Here is a 16,266-nt window from a genome sequence, read left to right as displayed (position 1 = left end):
TGCTTGGGCGGTCGTTCCAATCGATACGCAACCCGCGAGCCGACAGAGCGGCTCAACAACAACAAAGGCAGTTGGGGAAATCTCCCCGCTATTTCAATTACAACCCGTTTCGGATCGGATCAATATGTTGGATTTTTCCCGAGAACTTTCTTCTATATTTGCGGTGTCTATGGAACCCAAACTATACAATACCTTAACTCGCGAAACGGAATCGGTCTATGCGGCCGACGGCAAGACGTTGGGTATCTATTGCTGTGGTCCTACGGTCTATGGCCCAGCGCATATTGGAAATTTCCGATCTTTCACGCTACAGGACCTACTCCGCCGTGTCGTCGAGGCCACTGGCCTCCGCACAAAGCACGTGCGCAACTACACAGACGTTGATGACAAAACGATTCGAGGCGCGCAGGCAGAGGGGATTGCGCTTTTCGATTTTACTGAGAAATGGCGTAAGCTCTATGAAGTGGACTGCGAGCGTTTAAACCTTCTCAGGCCCCATGTGTCACCGTCAGCGGTGGGGCACATGGAAGAGCAAATCGAGCTGATCTCGACGCTGCTTGAAAAGGGCTTAGCTTATCAGGTTGATAACGGCTCGGTATACTTCCGAATCTCGGCTTTCGAAGATTATGGAAAGCTCTCCAAGCTAAAACGTGAGGGCATTGTCCAAAACGCAGACCAGCGGCTTAACGATTCGGATGAATACGATAAGGAAAGCTGGAACGATTTTGCTCTTTGGAAGGCTTGGAAAGAGGAAGATGGACCCAACCGCTGGTCGAGTCCGTGGGGAGACGGTCGTCCTGGGTGGCATACTGAGTGCAGCGCTATGAGCACAAAGTATCTGGGCGATTCTTTTGATTTTCACTCTGGAGGGGTGGATTTGATGTTTCCCCATCACGAAAACGAGATCGCTCAATGCGAAGGAGCTACGGGTAAGCAGTTTGTGCGTCATTGGTTTCACATTGCTCATCTGCGGGTCGAGGGTAGCAAAATGAGCAAAAGTCTAGGCAACCTCTACACCATCGACGATATTATGGCGTGGGGCTATCACCCCATGGAATTGCGCTATGTCCTTATTTCTGGTCATTATCGTCAGCCGCTTAATTTTACGCGTGATTCCCTCAACGCTGCGCAATCGGCCATGAAGCGCTTGAGTAAGGTGGCAAAAGGCCTCGGTGGCCTCCCAAAGAAATTCAAGCAGGCGTCTTGGGGACGATTTGAACCGGTTCTTGGCGCCTTATGTGATGACCTGAACACATCCAAAGCGCTCGGGTCATTACATACTGCACTTGGCGAGTTGGAGGACCTGCTCAAGGAAAATGAACCGTCCGAAGTATTGAGATTGGAAGCTGCTGCGTTAGCGAAAATACTCGACGTGTTAGGCCTTGAATTAGTCGATTATTCCGAACCTATGATCGAGATTCCTGATGCGATCCGAGCTATTGCTGATGAGCGATGGGATGCGCGTTCGGCGAAAAACTGGGCTCGTTCAGACGAGTTGCGCGATCTTCTTCTTGAAAAGGGCTGGCGCGTGAAGGACGGAAAAGAAGGCTATGCGTTGGAGGCGGTATCATGAATCCACTCAGGGCACTAGCGCTTTTCTTAATCCGCATTTATCAGATTTTTCTTTCCCCACTGAAGCTCTTGTTGACCGGTGGGCAGCCCACATGTCGTTTTAACCCTACTTGCTCGCAGTACGCTCGCGAAGCGATTGAGCGCTTTGGTGTGCTAAAGGGTGGGTGGCTCGCCTTGAAACGTGTTTCTCGTTGTCATCCGTTGGGCGGCTACGGGGACGATCCAGTGCCTCCGGCTCCGAAAAAAGATGCCTGAAGAGGTGTTTGACGCGCTTATTGTAGGGGGCGGAGCAGCCGGGATGTTCGCTGCGATCAACTGTAAGGCTAACCACCCCAGTCTGAATGTGACTGTGCTCGAGAAGGCACCACGCTTTCTTACCAAAGTTGGCATATCTGGAGGTGGGCGGTGCTATGTAACTCATGCTTGTTTTGAGCCTTCCGAACTCGTTAAACACTATCCACGAGGCAGCCGTGAGCTGCGCGGCCCCTTCCATTCGTGGCAACCCCGTGACACAGTCGATTGGTTTGAGAGTCGAGGAGTGAAAATAAAGCAAGAGAGGGATGGGCGCATGTTTCCTACAACCGACGATTCCCAAACTATCATCGATTGCCTCCTCAACGAAGCACGCCGCCTGGATGTCACCTTAGAGAATAAGTGTGGCGTCAAAGGGATCGATTTTAACGACACTACGGGCGTGTTCCTGGTCGATAGCTCACGTGGAGACTTTCGCACGAGACGACTTATGCTGGCAACGGGTAGCTTGAAAGCGGGTGCTCTGTCTGAATCTATCGAGGCTCTCGGTCACACGGTGGCTTCGCTTGCCCCGTCGTTATTCACTTTCAACATTAAAGACGCGCGCTTGCAGGATTTACAGGGCATTGCTGTCGCTCCGGCTACGGTGAGTATATGTGGCGAAAAATACACGAATACAGGTCCGGTTCTGATCACGCATTGGGGACTCAGCGGACCCGCCATCCTAAAAACCTCGGCAGTGGCGGCGCGCCGGCTTCAAGAACTAAAATACCACTTCGATGTATCCATAAATTGGCTACCTGAAATATCGCAAAGTGGCATAGATGAGGCATTGAACGCAGCTCGGAAGGATCGAGCTCGCCAGCGAGTGATTGGATACCCCTTGTTTTGTCTACCGCGTCGACTTTGGGAGAGCCTTTGTCAGGCTGCGGGTATCAGTCCAGAAGTGCAATGGGGCCAAGTGCCGGGACTCGCGACGCAACGCCTTATTCGCGAACTACAAGAGTGTAGATTTTCTGTCCGCGGAAAGAGCATGAATAAGGAAGAATTTGTTACTTGTGGCGGAGTCAGCCTGAAAGAAGTAAATTTCAAACGTATGGAAAGCCGTATTCAGGCAGGCCTGTTTTTTGGCGGTGAAGTATTGGATATCGATGGCGTAACAGGTGGATTTAACCTCCAAGCGGCTTGGACGGCTGGATATATCGCAGGTAGAGCAATGGCTGATTAGGAAACATAGCTATCCTATAGGAATTCGAACGTTTGCTGAACCATAGATAGCGCCAAGTGCAGAGATAAGTATTTAATCATCAAATATTTATCGATAATCTATTTCAGGATATCTGCTTTATCTGTTGTTGGAATTTGTGGAACAGCTGTGGCCAGGAAGAGGGAAATCTTATTCCTCTATTGCGCTCAGATTGCCTAAAAAAGTTCGTTCACCTCCGTTGAGCTGTAGAAATGGATTTCATAGCTTACATGTGGAATTGGCAGAAACCAGATCGAGGTGAAACTCGATAAAGGTTTATATCATGATATTTGAAATTATGGATTTCAAATATCATATTTTTGTTTAATTTTTATTGTATTTTGAAGCTATTTTGATTGTCATTGCGTCATGATTCCACGTCTCTTGAATGACGATTTGCTCGCAGCACTAGCTACAATGCCCGCAGTTGCACTGCTTGGGCCGCGGCAGGTAGGTAAAACCACATTGGCTCATGCGGCGGCCCCAGACCTTGTCGATAAACCGGTTTCTTACCTGGATCTAGAACTTGAGTCAGATCTTGCGAAATTGAGTGACGCAGAAGGTTATTTGAAGCGCTTTGATGGTGAGCTTGTGATCATTGATGAAATACAGCTGCGTCCGAACTTATTTCCAGTTTTGCGGGCTCTAATAGATAGGCGTATCCGTGGCGGTGAGAAAATAGCCCAATTTCTTTTGCTTGGTTCGGCATCGCGTGATCTTTTGCAGCAATCTTCGCAGACGCTGGCAGGGCGTATTCGGTATTTAGAGCTGACGCCTTTCATGGTGCAGGAAATTCAGCCGCTTGATCCTTTGGGCTTTAATTTTGATAAATTATGGTTTCGCGGCGGGTTTGCTCAAAGCTATCTTGCCAGCAACGATAATGAAAGTTGGAGGTGGCGTTCGGACTTTATTGCCTCTTATGTTGAGCGCGACATTCCCAAAGCTGGTTTGCAGATACCAGCGGCGCGTATGCGACGCTTCTGGACAATGCTAGCGCATTTTCATGGCCAGCAAATTAATTTTTCGGCCTTGGGTAAAAGCCTAGAGGTCAGTCATACTACTATCCGTAATTACCTCGATATATTGACCGATTTATATATGATTCGGCAGTTACGACCTTGGGCGGGGAACACTAAAAAACGCTTGGTGAAATCGCCTAAAATTTATGTGCGAGATACCGGGTTGCTGCATCATTTGCTCAAAATCTCAGCTTTTGAGGATTTGTTGGGACACCCGGTTATTGGTGCTTCTTGGGAGTCTTTTGTCATTGAGACCATCTTGAACCATTTATCGGATAAGTGGACGGCGAGCTATTACCGGACAACCAACCAGAGCGAGATCGACCTGATTATAGAAAAATCAAAGACCGAGATCTGGGCTATTGAGATCAAGCGATCTGCCGCGCCGAAGGTGAAAAGTGGATTTCACAGAGCATGCGATGATATCAGCGCAACGCGTAGATATGTGATTTATGCTGGCACAGAACGCTTTCCCATAGGAGAAGGCGCAGAGGCAATGGGTCTGATTGAATTCACGGAAGACATCGCAAAGCTGCAAAATTCTTGAGTTGCGGGGCACGACACAGGCGCGCTCCGGTTACCGGAAGATGGTGCCCAGTACATCCTGTCCCGACGATAGCCGAAATTGATTGGTCCATATTCTTTTACGAACGCTGAGGTGCCCTGGTGGCGGCGTAAGCAGACAGGTTACTCTTTTTCAGGTCGGTCCGTAGTCTGTCCACGCGGCCTGATTATTCGATGCCCTTGACTGCCAAATCACATACATAAGTGTAATAAGAGGATTTGGCATCTTTGATTTGTTCCAAAACCTCTTCCGCTCGCAGCCATTTTTTCTCCATCGCGATTTCCTCAAGACAGGCGATCTTGAGGCCCTGACGTTTTTCGAGGACGCGGACAAATACTTCTGCATCGAGCAGGGAGTCATGCGTTCCCGTATCGAGCCAGGCAGTGCCTCGACCCAGTTTTTCAACAAACAGGGAGTCGTCATTGAGGTAGTCATCGATGAGAGTGGTAATTTCTAATTCACCCCTTGGCGAGGGTGTATGGTCTTTAACAAATTCCGTGGCCCGACCATCAAAGAAATAAATACCGGGAACTGCATAGTCAGACTTTGGCGCTGTTGGTTTCTCTTCGATTGAAATTGCTTTACCGGATGCATCGAATTCTACGACCCCATAGGCTTTGGGATCTGCCACACGATATCCGGCAATGGTGGCACCGACCGAGCGCTTCTGTGCTTCGATAAGAAAGCTGCTGAAATCGTGGCCGTAAAAGAGGTTGTCACCTAAAACCAGGCAGGAAGGAGCTCCGTCGAGAAAGGTTTCAGCGATTAAAAATGCTTGGGCCAAGCCTTCTGGCTTGGGCTGTTCTGCGTAGGAAATCTGAATGCCGAATTGGGATCCGTCACCCAGGAGCTTTTTGAATAACGGACCGTCGTGTGGGGTCGTAATGATGAGGACTTCCCGTATGTCCGCCAACATCAGGACGGACAGAGGATAATAAATCATCGGCTTATCATAGATCGGCAGCAGTTGTTTTGAAACTGAGACAGTGAGAGGGAACAGACGGGTGCCGGAGCCACCGGCGAGGATGATGCCTTTGCGACGCATGTAGTTTGACTGGAGTGGGTTGGAACGGTTGCTTTTTATGGGTTAATGGAAAAACCAGAAGGGGATAACCCCCTCCGCTCTATGAGGTCAATCACAGGTTCGAGCATGAGGGCGTCGCCAAGCTCAACCCCGTTTTCGGCAAACCAGCCCTGATTCATTTCGAGGGCGATAGATATATCTGCGCGGACTGAACGAACCGAGTTCTCGTTTAGAGGATACATGGGGTAAATCTCTCGAATGACCCCGTCCGACGTCATGTAGGCGATGTCGAGCGGAATATAAGTGTTTTTCATCCAGAACCCGCGCGCTTGGGGAGTTTCAAAGACAAAAAGCATGCCGGCATCCTTGTCCATTTCCCGGCGATACATGAGCCCTTTTTGTCGTTCAGATTCTGTGAATGCGGCCTGAATTAGAATTGGCTGATCGCCCACCGCCGTCTGAATCCATGTATCGACAGTGGCGGGTTCCCTAGTTTCTGATTCGCGACATGCACCGAGTGCCAAAATCGAAAAACACAGAACGACCTTGTTGATCAGGATAAAATAGGGGTGCATTGTTTGAGCCCTTGGATTTAGTGAAGACCATGTCCGAAATGCCTAAAAGCAGAACAGCTATCCTTCTTTATGCCAATCCGGAAACCAATGCGGACATCCTCTATTTTGGTGAATTTCACGCACCTGATCCGTTTTTAGCCATAGGAGTCGGGCGTAGGCGCATTGGGGTCTTGAGTCCATTGGAGATCGGGCGAGCTAAGAAACAATCAGGGTTCACAGATATACTGAACTTGATGGAGCTTCGGAAAGAAACCGAAAGCGCTTTGGGTATCAAAAAACCGACACCTGCTGACTGTGCTGTATATCTCGCAAATAAGGAAAACATCAGCACTTATCGTGTGCCCCAAGATTTTCCTTTGGGAATGGCACGGGGCATCGAGAAGCAGGGGATTCATATCGAAGTTGACGATGCTCCCTTTTTTCCAGACCGCTTGCTCAAAAACGATGAACAGGCCGCTGCCATTAAAGCTGGTAATGCTTTGAGCTCGGTTGGGTTTAAACTGTTTGAGTCGATGCTCAAACGTGCACGAGCAGACAAAAAGGGGCGCCTTGTCTATGAAGGTGACGTGCTGACTTCTGAGCGAGTCCAGACAGCCATAGCCAAAGCGATCTTGGACCACGGTGGCGTAGCTTCGAATACCATCGTTGCTGGGGGTGACCAGGCGTGTGATCCCCATGAGCGCGGCTCTGGGCCGCTTTTTGCCAATGAGCTCATAATTGTGGACATTTTCCCGCGTGTGTCCGCGACATGTTACCATGGTGATATGACGCGGACTTATTTAAAAGGAAAGGCTAGCAAGGAACAGAAACGTTTAGTGAAAACGGTTCGTAAAGCACAGAAAGCCGCGTTGGCTACCGTGCGTGCGCGTGTCCACGGCCATTCGATACACCAGGAAGTTGTGCGCGTGTTTGACGAGAAAGGCTATGAAACGAAGCAGGTCGGTGGGACCTATCAAGGGTTCTTTCACGGAACAGGGCATGGCTTGGGTCTCGAAGTGCATGAGGGGCCGCGCGTCTCTCCAGGTGGCGGTCCGCTCAAGGCAGGTATGGTGGTTACCATTGAGCCAGGTCTATATTATCCAGGCTTAGGCGGTTGCCGTATTGAGGACGTCGTGCGTGTGACACAAGATGGCTGCGAAATGCTATCCGATTATTCATACAAATGGGAGATTGCATGAGCCTAGTCGCTCAATTTGAACAAGCATTTGCAGCCCAAACGGGCATTAATCCTGAGCGCTGGCATACAGTTCTTTCGCGCATGGAGGCTGACGGCGGTCGAGCCCGTCTCACCGCGGCAAAGCTGGATTTACTTGTCGCCCGAATTAAGACGCCTAAAGCTCTCTCTGGGATTTTTGAAACGATGCTTAGATTGCATCGGGACGATGGCCGATTGAAAGATGGATTGGCATTGATCAAACAAAACGCAGAGGAGGGGATATTCAGTCTTCAAGATTGGGGTGAAGCCCTGGAGACGTTGCGACAATGGCTTTTGCTGAGAGAAAAATCGGCGCTTGCTGTGGAGCAAATCCAATACATTGCCTGCGCAGCTGAAAGCTCGGAAGCACAGGTGGGGACAGGCCTCAAGGCAACGGTCGAAAGCTTTCTGGACACCTGGGGCATGGATGCTGCCAAAGGCTGATCAGCGAGATAATGGGTCTATTGATCTAAAGACGGCCTCTGGCAAATTTTACACGGCGCTGCACATCGATATCCTGTGGTATCGCCGCCCAGTCTAACATGTGGTTCACTAATGCCTCAGCACACCAGGGACTCTGGGATGCCCCTTTTGAACCGAAGCCATTAAGGATAAAAATACCAGGTTGTCTCGGGTGTTCGCCCACGTAGGGGCGCGAATCGTTTGTACCTGGCCGAATGCCCACTCTGTGGGTGGTGACTTCAGCCTCGTTCAGAGCTGGTATTGAGCTGTTTAAACTTTGGAAGAGTTCGTCGGGTCGTCTCGAGTCTGGCGGAGCAAGCAGATTATCCCAGGTGTATGTCGAACCCATGCGTCCTACATTTGGGCCCAGAGGTAACATCCATTTTTCCTTATTAATCAACAAGCTAGGCAACTTGGCTTTTGTCTTAAAATCCACGACGTCGCCGCGAGAGATACGGTAGTCTAGCCAATGGAACCAAGGATTCTCAGTCCCTTGAGCCCCCTCGCAAAAGATGGCGAGTCGCTCCGATTTCGCCTGCCATCTCTCAATGCTGAAATATTCCATGAAATCATCAAAAAACAGCCCTTTTGCCAAAAAGTAGGCGCGCGATTCTTCGACAAATGTTGAGACATCAACCCATGCAGCCTGGTTGATCTTGAAACCAAGTTCATCGCAGTTTTTTGAAGACAAATAGGCAGTATAATCCGGATCGCTCAGACGGTCGTTGAGGCGTTCGATTTCGTCACTATTCGGGCGGAAAAAGCGTTTTAATGGAATGTTATGATAGTGTGATGGAACACCTATTTTTTGGCCGACCTCGGCATATCTCTTCTGAGCAAAGGGCAAGAGCGCGTCGATATTCCATGACTTCACCACGCGCTTACCAGTGACTGGATTAATAATGCCTGCTGATGCCTGCCACGCTGGATAGGCCCGGTCTTGACCTATCAGCTCGAAATGAACGCCTCGCATATGAAGCGCCCACGCTAAATGAATACCGGCAAGACCGGATCCGATGATACGGATAGCTCGCGTCACCGATTGATGGAAAAGCTAAATCGAAGGGCATTAACCCTGAAAATCACACCCAATGGTCCCATGTATGTCTGAAAGAAAGTCAGCGCTTTCAACATAGCTTTGATGCTCTTTGAGGCGGACTAGACGCGCCTCGATATCAGTTCGCTGGATGTTTGGAGAGACTTCATTCGCATCTAGATAGGCTTCGAGGTATGCCCGGCGCTGAGCAGTTGCCTTTCGGTCGCGATTTTGTTGGTTCTCCAATACTTGCTTATACTCCGCACTACTGAGGATATTTTCCGGTTTAAACAGATCACGAATCTCGGGATCTGTCAGCGTCTTTCCTTCATAGGAGCCGGTAGCCATAATGTTGAGTAAAGCTTTCAGCGGGGTGCAGGCAGCTTTTACAGATCCATCATCTAGGTAGCGCTGTGCCACCCACTTGTGAGCTTCGGCGATATTGTCCACTCCATCGACAAACACCTCTATATCCTGTTGCTCAGGACGCAGAACATCTACCGGGAAAACCGCCGCTGGATTATTAAAAATTCGGCCAAAGAACATACGGACAAATTTCGGTGTGATCCGGTAGCCCAAACGGCTGGCCAGGACCGTCTTTCCATTGTGCTCAAAGTCGTTTAGTTTTTCTAAAAACCCATTTTGTTTGAGATATTTTGCATTGCGTTCGTGGGCGCGCATTCGGCTCCAAAGTTCGGGAACGAGTAAGCTAACATCATGATCTACGCGATACTTAGGGCCTACATAGCCGGCAGAGGATAGGAAGCCGTCATAGCGGGTCGTGACAAACGACAAGAGCGAATAATTCAGGTCATGAATCGGCCACATAGCATTGAAGGGTGCCTTGGTGAGCGCTCCTTCCGAACCGGCGCCGGTCGTTGAAGGAGATTTGCCCGTTATCGAGGCGATAAATTCCATAAAAAGCTCGGGAAGCTCCATGTAATGGATCGGGTTATAAACCGCCAAAGAGCGGATACCTGCTTCGGGCTCAGGAGGGTTATTACGTCTTCCGGTAAGCACAGCACTCACGGGATTGATGACAGGGTCGGTAGACTTCAGCTTTCGATAGAGTCGGGTACTCTGCGTCGAGAGATAGTGAGTCCGATCGTCTAAAATATCCGGGCGCACCTGCAGGTAGCGCGGATTCTTCGTGGGGACTCCGTCAACGATACGCGGGTTGGCCGGTGAGCAGAAATAATCGGGTGGGTCAGGATTGTCCGCAAAGGCCCGGATACTGTCCTGCATAGCCGGTGTGTATTGCTCGAAGCGTATCGGATCTTCGATTTGTTTAATGGCGTCTTCTTTGATGAGCGGCTGATAGTTGGAAAGGAAATTTCCATCGGCTGCCATATCAGCCTCGGTTTGCTTGTCATACCCGCGGTGAATCGCTTCGTCGGGGCGCTGGAAGAAACGGTGTTCGCAATTTGTAATGACTTTAACACTCGGATGATTTTCGGGGTGTGAATAGCCAGGAATATACCGAGAGGGAACCACGATGGATGCACTGATGTCGTCCTCTTGGGATATCTTCGTCGCGGGGAGAAAATCCTTACGCAGGCTGAATGTCCGCCATGTGCCATCAGCCCTGTATCCGACACGGAGATACTGCGTCAGCATTTTGTTACCTTTGTAACGCAGTTCGTTACCCATGCGCCCATCGATGGCATCCACACTGAAACGTTCAGCCCAATTTTCGCCCCAGTCTTCGCGATAAATACGTTTGATGACGAAAGCGAGGTCTTTGATGTGCTGCGGAATGCTTTCAATCCAAGTATTGTAGTTGTCTGTAAATTCTGGTGAAGGTGTGAGGAGCTTGATCACCGATCCCAGCGAACGCGCATTGCCAAGGAAGGGGCGCTTGCCTTTATGATTCAAAGCTGAATCCCGGCAATGATCGCTATAGTCGCGTCCGAAGATCTCGGCCAGCATCGCAAAATCTGCATGGTAGTCTTTTACATAGACTGGCCCTGAAAGAATGGCGTCTGAGATCGATTTTGAGATCTCGGATTTGCCACCACCCGAGACGGTGCATGGTTTGTGGCAAAACAATCCTTCTGAAACGGTGCCTCGCAGGCGCCATCGGCGACCTTCGGCAGGTTTGATCATCTCAACTTTGTATCCAGATGGCAGAACGTAAGTCGTGTTTGGCACTAGCCGCAGCGCCTGGCTGATACCATCTTTCTGCCAGGTAACGCTCTGCTCAATCAGTGAGATTTGAACGTCTTCGGGCACATACAAGATGTCGGAATACCGTCGATCGACTCCGTAGCCTTCGGGCTTGAGGTCAATGAAATCGGTATATTGTGCAGCAACTTCTTCGAAAGAATGCGTTGCGGCATCAAAATAATCTCCAAATTCAAAGCTTTCGCCCAGGTCATAGGCTGAGTAAATAAGCGCTCCACCTGCGTGCTCCTCTTCGGCTAGACCAGTCAAGTTTGCTGAAAAGCTGATCTGAGTTTTGACCTCTTTCTTGCAGTAGCCGAAGTAATTATCTGCGATTACGGTGACCACGACACCCTCCGCTGTCCGGAAGGTCATTTTAAAAGCGCCTCCGTTGTTATAAAGCTCATCCTCCGACTCCCAGCACATGCCATGTTTTTTTTGCAGGTCGGTTGCATTGTCGATGTGGGGTAGGCCAATCTCTTTTTTCTTCATCCCCACCAAATGTGGAGCGAGGATGACGCATCCGGTCGTGCCGGTCCAAGTCTCCGGGTCTAGCCCAGAATCGTTGATGGCATTATTGGGGTCGCCTCCGTTACCAAAGATTGACTCGACGAAATCGAGATTCGAAACGAGGTTGCCCGGAGCGAAGAAGCGCACCTCCATACGTTTTTGGGAGCAAAATCCAGGCACCTCGGGGCACACAATAGGGCGGAGTAATAATGAAACCCAAACCGGCGGCGCATCTTCTTTTCCTGATTGATAGGGCAGAGTTGCGATTTCCCGCGGTGGCTTGAGTGCGCGCGCTAGGATGTGAGCAGCGGCATTTTTGGGAACTGCAAGTTTGTCGTCAGGTATGGGTAGGCCGCCTTCAGACACATGGAAAACACCTTTTGTAGTGCGCCGGTCATTTACTGGATTGTGTAATACACCTTGGTGAATGCGGTAACTAGATATGATAGGCGATTCAAACAGATCCCCGTCCTCCGGAAGAGACAGTACACGCGCCACACCGTGTTGATCCAAAATGACGGTTTGATGGGGGAGGTTGAGATCAAGCCCTTCACCCACATCTGCGAAATACCCATCAATGAATGTTTGGATGCGTTGGTCTACGGGGTTGAGGTGATTTGAAAGGAGATGTTTGTGCTCTCGAAAACTTTGGAGAAGTGGACGTGTCATCCGTGTGAAGCCAGTATCTTCGGCCCTACTTTCTCGCAGACCTAGAGCCTCGAGCTTGAGGTTGGTGTAGTCTTTTATTTCGGGAAGCGCGGCGTATCCACGAGGTGAAGATGGATCGATGCCGAATTTGGTCACAGTGTTCATAGAAAGAATTTTAAAGAGAGAACTTATTCTGCTGAGCAAAGCAGGAGGCTTGCCGGGGTCAAGTGGTTGAGGTTAGACCCGTTGTTACAATTGTATGAACAAAATGGTGCGGGAAAAACTCGCCCCACTCAGTGTTTGTTATCCCAATTCATCAAATCCAAAAGTATTATCCCAACCATGACAGATCCGGTCGTAACCAAGAAAGCTCAAACTGATAATGCAGCCCTCGTCAAATGGGTGGAAAAGATGGTCGCGATGTGCGAGCCAGACCAAGTCTTCTGGTGTGATGGCAGCCAAGAGGAGGCCAACGAATTGTTCGCAATGATGATCGATCGGGGGATGTGTATAAAGCTCAACGAATCAAAGCGTCCCAATAGCTATCTCTTCCGGTCGGATCCCAGGGATGTCGCGCGTGTTGAGAAACGCACATTTATCTGTAGCCAGGATCGCGATGGCGCCGGCCCAACAAACAATTGGGAAGAGCCAACGAAAATGCGACGCTACCTCAAAAAACTATTTAAAGGCTGCATGCGTGGTCGGACGATGTACGTCATCCCGTTTTGTATGGGGCCGATAGGATCGCCGCTGGCACAAATCGGCGTGGAGATTTCAGATTCACCCTATGTGGTGGTGAATATGCGGATCATGGCGCGGATTGGTCAGCCCGTTTTGGATGCGCTGGACCCCAAGGGCTTTTTTGTCCCGTGTCTACATAGTGTAGGGCACCCGCTCGCGCCAGGTGAAGAGGGACCTGTGTGGCCATGCAATCCAGAGGATACGCATATCGTTCACTTCCCTGAGGAGCGATCCATTGTGTCCTTCGGTAGCGGTTATGGGGGCAATGCGCTTTTGGGAAAGAAGTGCCTCGCGTTGCGCGTTGCTTCAGTGATGGCACGTGACCAAGGCTGGCTCGCTGAACACATGCTGATTTTGGGTGTAGAAGATCCGGCTGGAAATAAAACCTACGTCACTGCGGCTTTCCCGAGCGCCTGTGGAAAGACGAATTTCGCTATGCTGATTCCCCCTAAAGAGATGGATGGCTGGAAGGTGACCTGTGTGGGTGATGATATTGCTTGGATTAAACCTGACGAGAATGGGGAGCTCCGTGCCATCAACCCCGAAGCTGGATTCTTCGGTGTAGCTCCTGGGACATCCTACGATACCAACCCCAACGCGATGGATAGCTGTCGCCAGGATACGATCTTCACCAATGTAGCACTGACGGATGATGGTGATATTTGGTGGGAGGGTATGACAAAGGAGACTCCCGCCCATTTGACTGATTGGCTAGGTAATGATTGGACTCCTGACTCAGATTCAGTGGCGGCGCACCCCAATAGCCGATTTACTGCACCCGCGGCGAATTGCCCCGTGATTGATCCTGATTGGGAAAATCCTGCCGGAGTCCCGGTAAAGGCCTTCATTTATGGAGGGCGGCGCATGAGTGATGTACCGCTGGTTTACCAGGCATTTAATTACACGCACGGGGTATACCTCGGAGCGACCATGGGGTCGGAGCGCACCGCTGCAGCAGAGGGCACACAGGGCGAATTACGCCGTGACCCCATGGCGATGCTGCCCTTTATCGGCTATCACATGGGTGATTATTTTCGCCACTACATTAAGTTTGGGAAACTGGTGCAAACACCCCCGCGCGTCTTCCATGTGAACTGGTTCCGTAAAGATGAACATGGTAAATTCATGTGGCCTGGTTTTGGAGATAACATGCGCGTTTTAAAGTGGTGCGTCGAGCGTTCCAACGGGCGTGCCGGAGCCCAAGAAAGCGCTCTGGGCTGGATTCCTCGTTACACTGATATTGATTGGCGCGGTTTGGATTACTCGGAAGCAGAATGGGATGTACTCATGGATTTCGATCACCACCGCCTCAAGATGCAGACCATGTCGCATGAAGAACTCTTTTTGCACCTCTTCGATCGCTTGCCTAAAGAGATGATTTTCGAGCGCGAGTTACTCATTTGTCGCCTGTGATATATCAAAGAAAACGCAATGAACATTTATCTCTCAGGAGAAATCCACACCGATTGGCGTCAACAGATCATCGATGGATGCGAAGCTGCTGGTTTGAAACTCCAATTCACAGCACCTGTCACCGACCACGCAGCAAGTGACGCGGCCGGGGACCACCTCGGTCCGGAATCCGAGGGTTACTGGCGCGATCACAAATCTGCCAAAGTAAATGCGATAAGAACACGCACATTAATCGATCAAGCAGACCTCGTCGTCGTGCGATTTGGTGATAAATATAAGCAATGGAACGCTGCTTTTGATGCAGGCTACTGCGCGGCGTTAAACACGCCTTACATCACTTTACACAGCGCTGATATCATTCATCCGCTGAAAGAGGTGGACTCCCTGGCATTAGCTTGGGCCGAAAGCCCACAACAGGTTGTTGAGACGCTGAAATATGTTTTGACTCCTAGCTAAGCCTGAGCCGCGTGAAAATTGCACGTTTAATTGGGGGAGCGGCGCTCGAACGAAAGATCTCGTTAAGATAAGGCATTTGCGGTGTTATCTCAATTGGTGTGATATCAACAGTTGGCAACTAAAGATAAGCCCAACGACACGGATGCCATTGTGCAACTTTTACCAACTGGAGGAATTCTTAATGGCCAGACAATGAAAATAAAAATACTTTTGCCCTTCATAGTATCTGCCATCCTTGTCACCTCGGCAGCCATTTATTTCCTAAACTATTCCGGGACATCACGCGATAGCACGGGATCATCCGTATCTGCAGACTCAGTCTTTCTCACAGCCTTACCAGAGGACTTAGAAGCTGTTAGTGCCTTAAAGCGTCAAATTGAATCCTTTAAACTACAAAATGAGGCACTGAGATCTGAGATTGATAGTCTAGAAAACTCTTTGGCGAAACTAGCATCACCTGATGAGGACAAAATCATGATCGATAGGAAGGGCACATGGACGGAAGATGGCCGCTTTATCCCGTATCAGTCCAATGCGCGTCCTTATGGTCTTGAGATTGCAGGAGAAGTAACTGCTTCAATAAATGACGCTAGCGCCGAAGCCTTCGAAACAGATCTACTTCCATTGATTTTTGAGTACGTGCGCACAGAAAGCCAAGAAGCACTTTCGGACTACAATCTCACGATTTCTCCAGACGAGTTAATTCTATCTGAAGATGGTAACGTAAGGGTCTATTTCGTTGGAGAGGCTGGGCTATACCGAAACTCTTTAGGCATAAATCTGACAGGCCAAGGTATAGGAAACGGGGACCCGCAACTCGTTTTTCCCAACGCAAGCCAGCGGAATGCTTTCTTAGAAAGTATTGAGGAAGCCCCTTTAAAACCGGGAGACTTCGTGGATTTGGGGAATCTCCAATCAGGAACACCTCTTAATCTTTTTCTAGTGTCTGACGGGGTTAATAATCCGGATGCACCGGTTTTTACATCGGACCCATCACTAAATCCCGATCAAAAGAACCACATGGTGGTACACGGCGTTGTCGGCGATGATGCTCTTCTAGTCGGGTTCGAGGACATGTATGGTGGGGGTGATGGAAATTTCACTGATGTGGTGATAGCCCTTGAAATCGGGGCCGAAAACATAGAGGCCTTTCTCGAACAGGACTCCTCAGCGGAGATTGGGCAATAGGCAGCATTATCAGAATCTCCGTTTAGAGATTTGCTCTAAAAACCAAATTAGCATGGTTCCGGTCACCCAGTGCCTGGGCTCTAGATAGACTCGAGCGTTAGTTTTGTCGCTTGTGTGATGTGCATCATCGGTGAAAGCGAGGCACTTTTCGCTTAGTGACGAGAAACAGTGTTGTTGTATCAATTCTCTCAGAGGCAAACC

The 16,266-nt window shown here is 49.8% G+C and carries 13 protein-coding genes; 9 read left to right on the top strand and 4 right to left on the bottom strand.

The annotated features are described in order from the left end of the window. The first annotated feature begins 169 nt into the window (after positions 1 to 169). From HRU10_06090 to HRU10_06075, 4 genes are all read left to right on the top strand, one after another. Complete coding sequence (locus tag HRU10_06090; protein NRA26805.1) at positions 170 to 1,573, top strand: cysteine--tRNA ligase; 1,404 nt, start codon at positions 170 to 172, stop codon at positions 1,571 to 1,573. Next, on the top strand, positions 1,570 to 1,827 hold the full coding sequence (yidD, locus tag HRU10_06085) for a membrane protein insertion efficiency factor YidD (GenBank protein NRA26804.1): 258 nt from the start codon (positions 1,570 to 1,572) through the stop codon (positions 1,825 to 1,827). The genes HRU10_06090 and yidD overlap by 4 nt, the downstream gene beginning before the upstream one ends. Then, positions 1,820 to 3,052: an NAD(P)/FAD-dependent oxidoreductase gene (locus HRU10_06080; GenBank protein NRA26803.1), complete on the top strand. Its 1,233-nt coding sequence runs from the start codon at positions 1,820 to 1,822 to the stop codon at positions 3,050 to 3,052. The genes yidD and HRU10_06080 overlap by 8 nt, the downstream gene beginning before the upstream one ends. 387 nt (positions 3,053 to 3,439) lie before the next feature. Continuing rightward, on the top strand, positions 3,440 to 4,636 hold the full coding sequence (locus tag HRU10_06075) for an ATP-binding protein (GenBank protein ID NRA26802.1): 1,197 nt from the start codon (positions 3,440 to 3,442) through the stop codon (positions 4,634 to 4,636). Positions 4,637 to 4,820: 184 nt separating this feature from the next. Here HRU10_06075 and rfbA read toward each other — a convergent pair whose 3' ends face one another. Both rfbA and HRU10_06065 read right to left on the bottom strand, forming a co-directional pair. Further along, complete coding sequence (rfbA, locus tag HRU10_06070) at positions 4,821 to 5,699, bottom strand: glucose-1-phosphate thymidylyltransferase RfbA (GenBank protein NRA26801.1); 879 nt, start codon at positions 5,697 to 5,699, stop codon at positions 4,821 to 4,823. A 35-nt stretch (positions 5,700 to 5,734) separates the two neighbouring features. Then, entirely contained in the window at positions 5,735 to 6,253 is a 519-nt protein-coding gene (locus tag HRU10_06065) for a DUF192 domain-containing protein (GenBank protein ID NRA26800.1), read from the bottom strand. A 38-nt stretch (positions 6,254 to 6,291) separates the two neighbouring features. On the opposite strand from HRU10_06065, the gene HRU10_06060 reads away from it, so the two are divergent. Further along, positions 6,292 to 7,431 carry an aminopeptidase P family protein gene (locus HRU10_06060; GenBank protein NRA26799.1) on the top strand — a complete coding sequence of 380 codons (1,140 nt, stop codon included), beginning with the start codon at positions 6,292 to 6,294 and terminating at the stop codon, positions 7,429 to 7,431. Continuing rightward, complete coding sequence (locus HRU10_06055; protein NRA26798.1) at positions 7,428 to 7,892, top strand: hypothetical protein; 465 nt, start codon at positions 7,428 to 7,430, stop codon at positions 7,890 to 7,892. The genes HRU10_06060 and HRU10_06055 overlap by 4 nt, the downstream gene beginning before the upstream one ends. 25 nt (positions 7,893 to 7,917) lie before the next feature. On the opposite strand, the gene HRU10_06050 is transcribed toward HRU10_06055, so the two are convergent. Next, entirely contained in the window at positions 7,918 to 8,949 is a 1,032-nt protein-coding gene (locus tag HRU10_06050; GenBank protein NRA26797.1) for an FAD-binding oxidoreductase, read from the bottom strand. Between the two features lie 30 nt (positions 8,950 to 8,979). Continuing rightward, entirely contained in the window at positions 8,980 to 12,432 is a 3,453-nt protein-coding gene (locus HRU10_06045; protein NRA26796.1) for a hypothetical protein, read from the bottom strand. 177 nt (positions 12,433 to 12,609) lie between these two features. On the opposite strand from HRU10_06045, the gene HRU10_06040 reads away from it, so the two are divergent. The 3 genes from HRU10_06040 to HRU10_06030 all read left to right on the top strand — a co-directional run bounded on the left by HRU10_06040 (position 12,610) and on the right by HRU10_06030 (position 16,065). After that, on the top strand, positions 12,610 to 14,421 hold the full coding sequence (locus HRU10_06040; protein NRA26795.1) for a phosphoenolpyruvate carboxykinase (GTP): 1,812 nt from the start codon (positions 12,610 to 12,612) through the stop codon (positions 14,419 to 14,421). An 18-nt stretch (positions 14,422 to 14,439) separates the two neighbouring features. Further along, positions 14,440 to 14,877, top strand: a complete 438-nt coding sequence (locus tag HRU10_06035; GenBank protein ID NRA26794.1) for a YtoQ family protein — start codon at positions 14,440 to 14,442, stop codon at positions 14,875 to 14,877. 192 nt (positions 14,878 to 15,069) lie between these two features. Then, positions 15,070 to 16,065 (top strand): DUF4114 domain-containing protein, encoded by a 996-nt coding sequence (locus tag HRU10_06030; GenBank protein NRA26793.1) that lies wholly within the window; start codon positions 15,070 to 15,072, stop codon positions 16,063 to 16,065. Positions 16,066 to 16,266 lie beyond the last annotated feature (201 nt).

It is taken from the genome of Opitutales bacterium, assembly GCA_013215165.1.
In the GTDB taxonomy this organism is placed as follows: domain Bacteria; phylum Verrucomicrobiota; class Verrucomicrobiia; order Opitutales; family JABSRG01; genus JABSRG01.
This window is presented reverse-complemented; position numbering and strand designations above follow the sequence as displayed.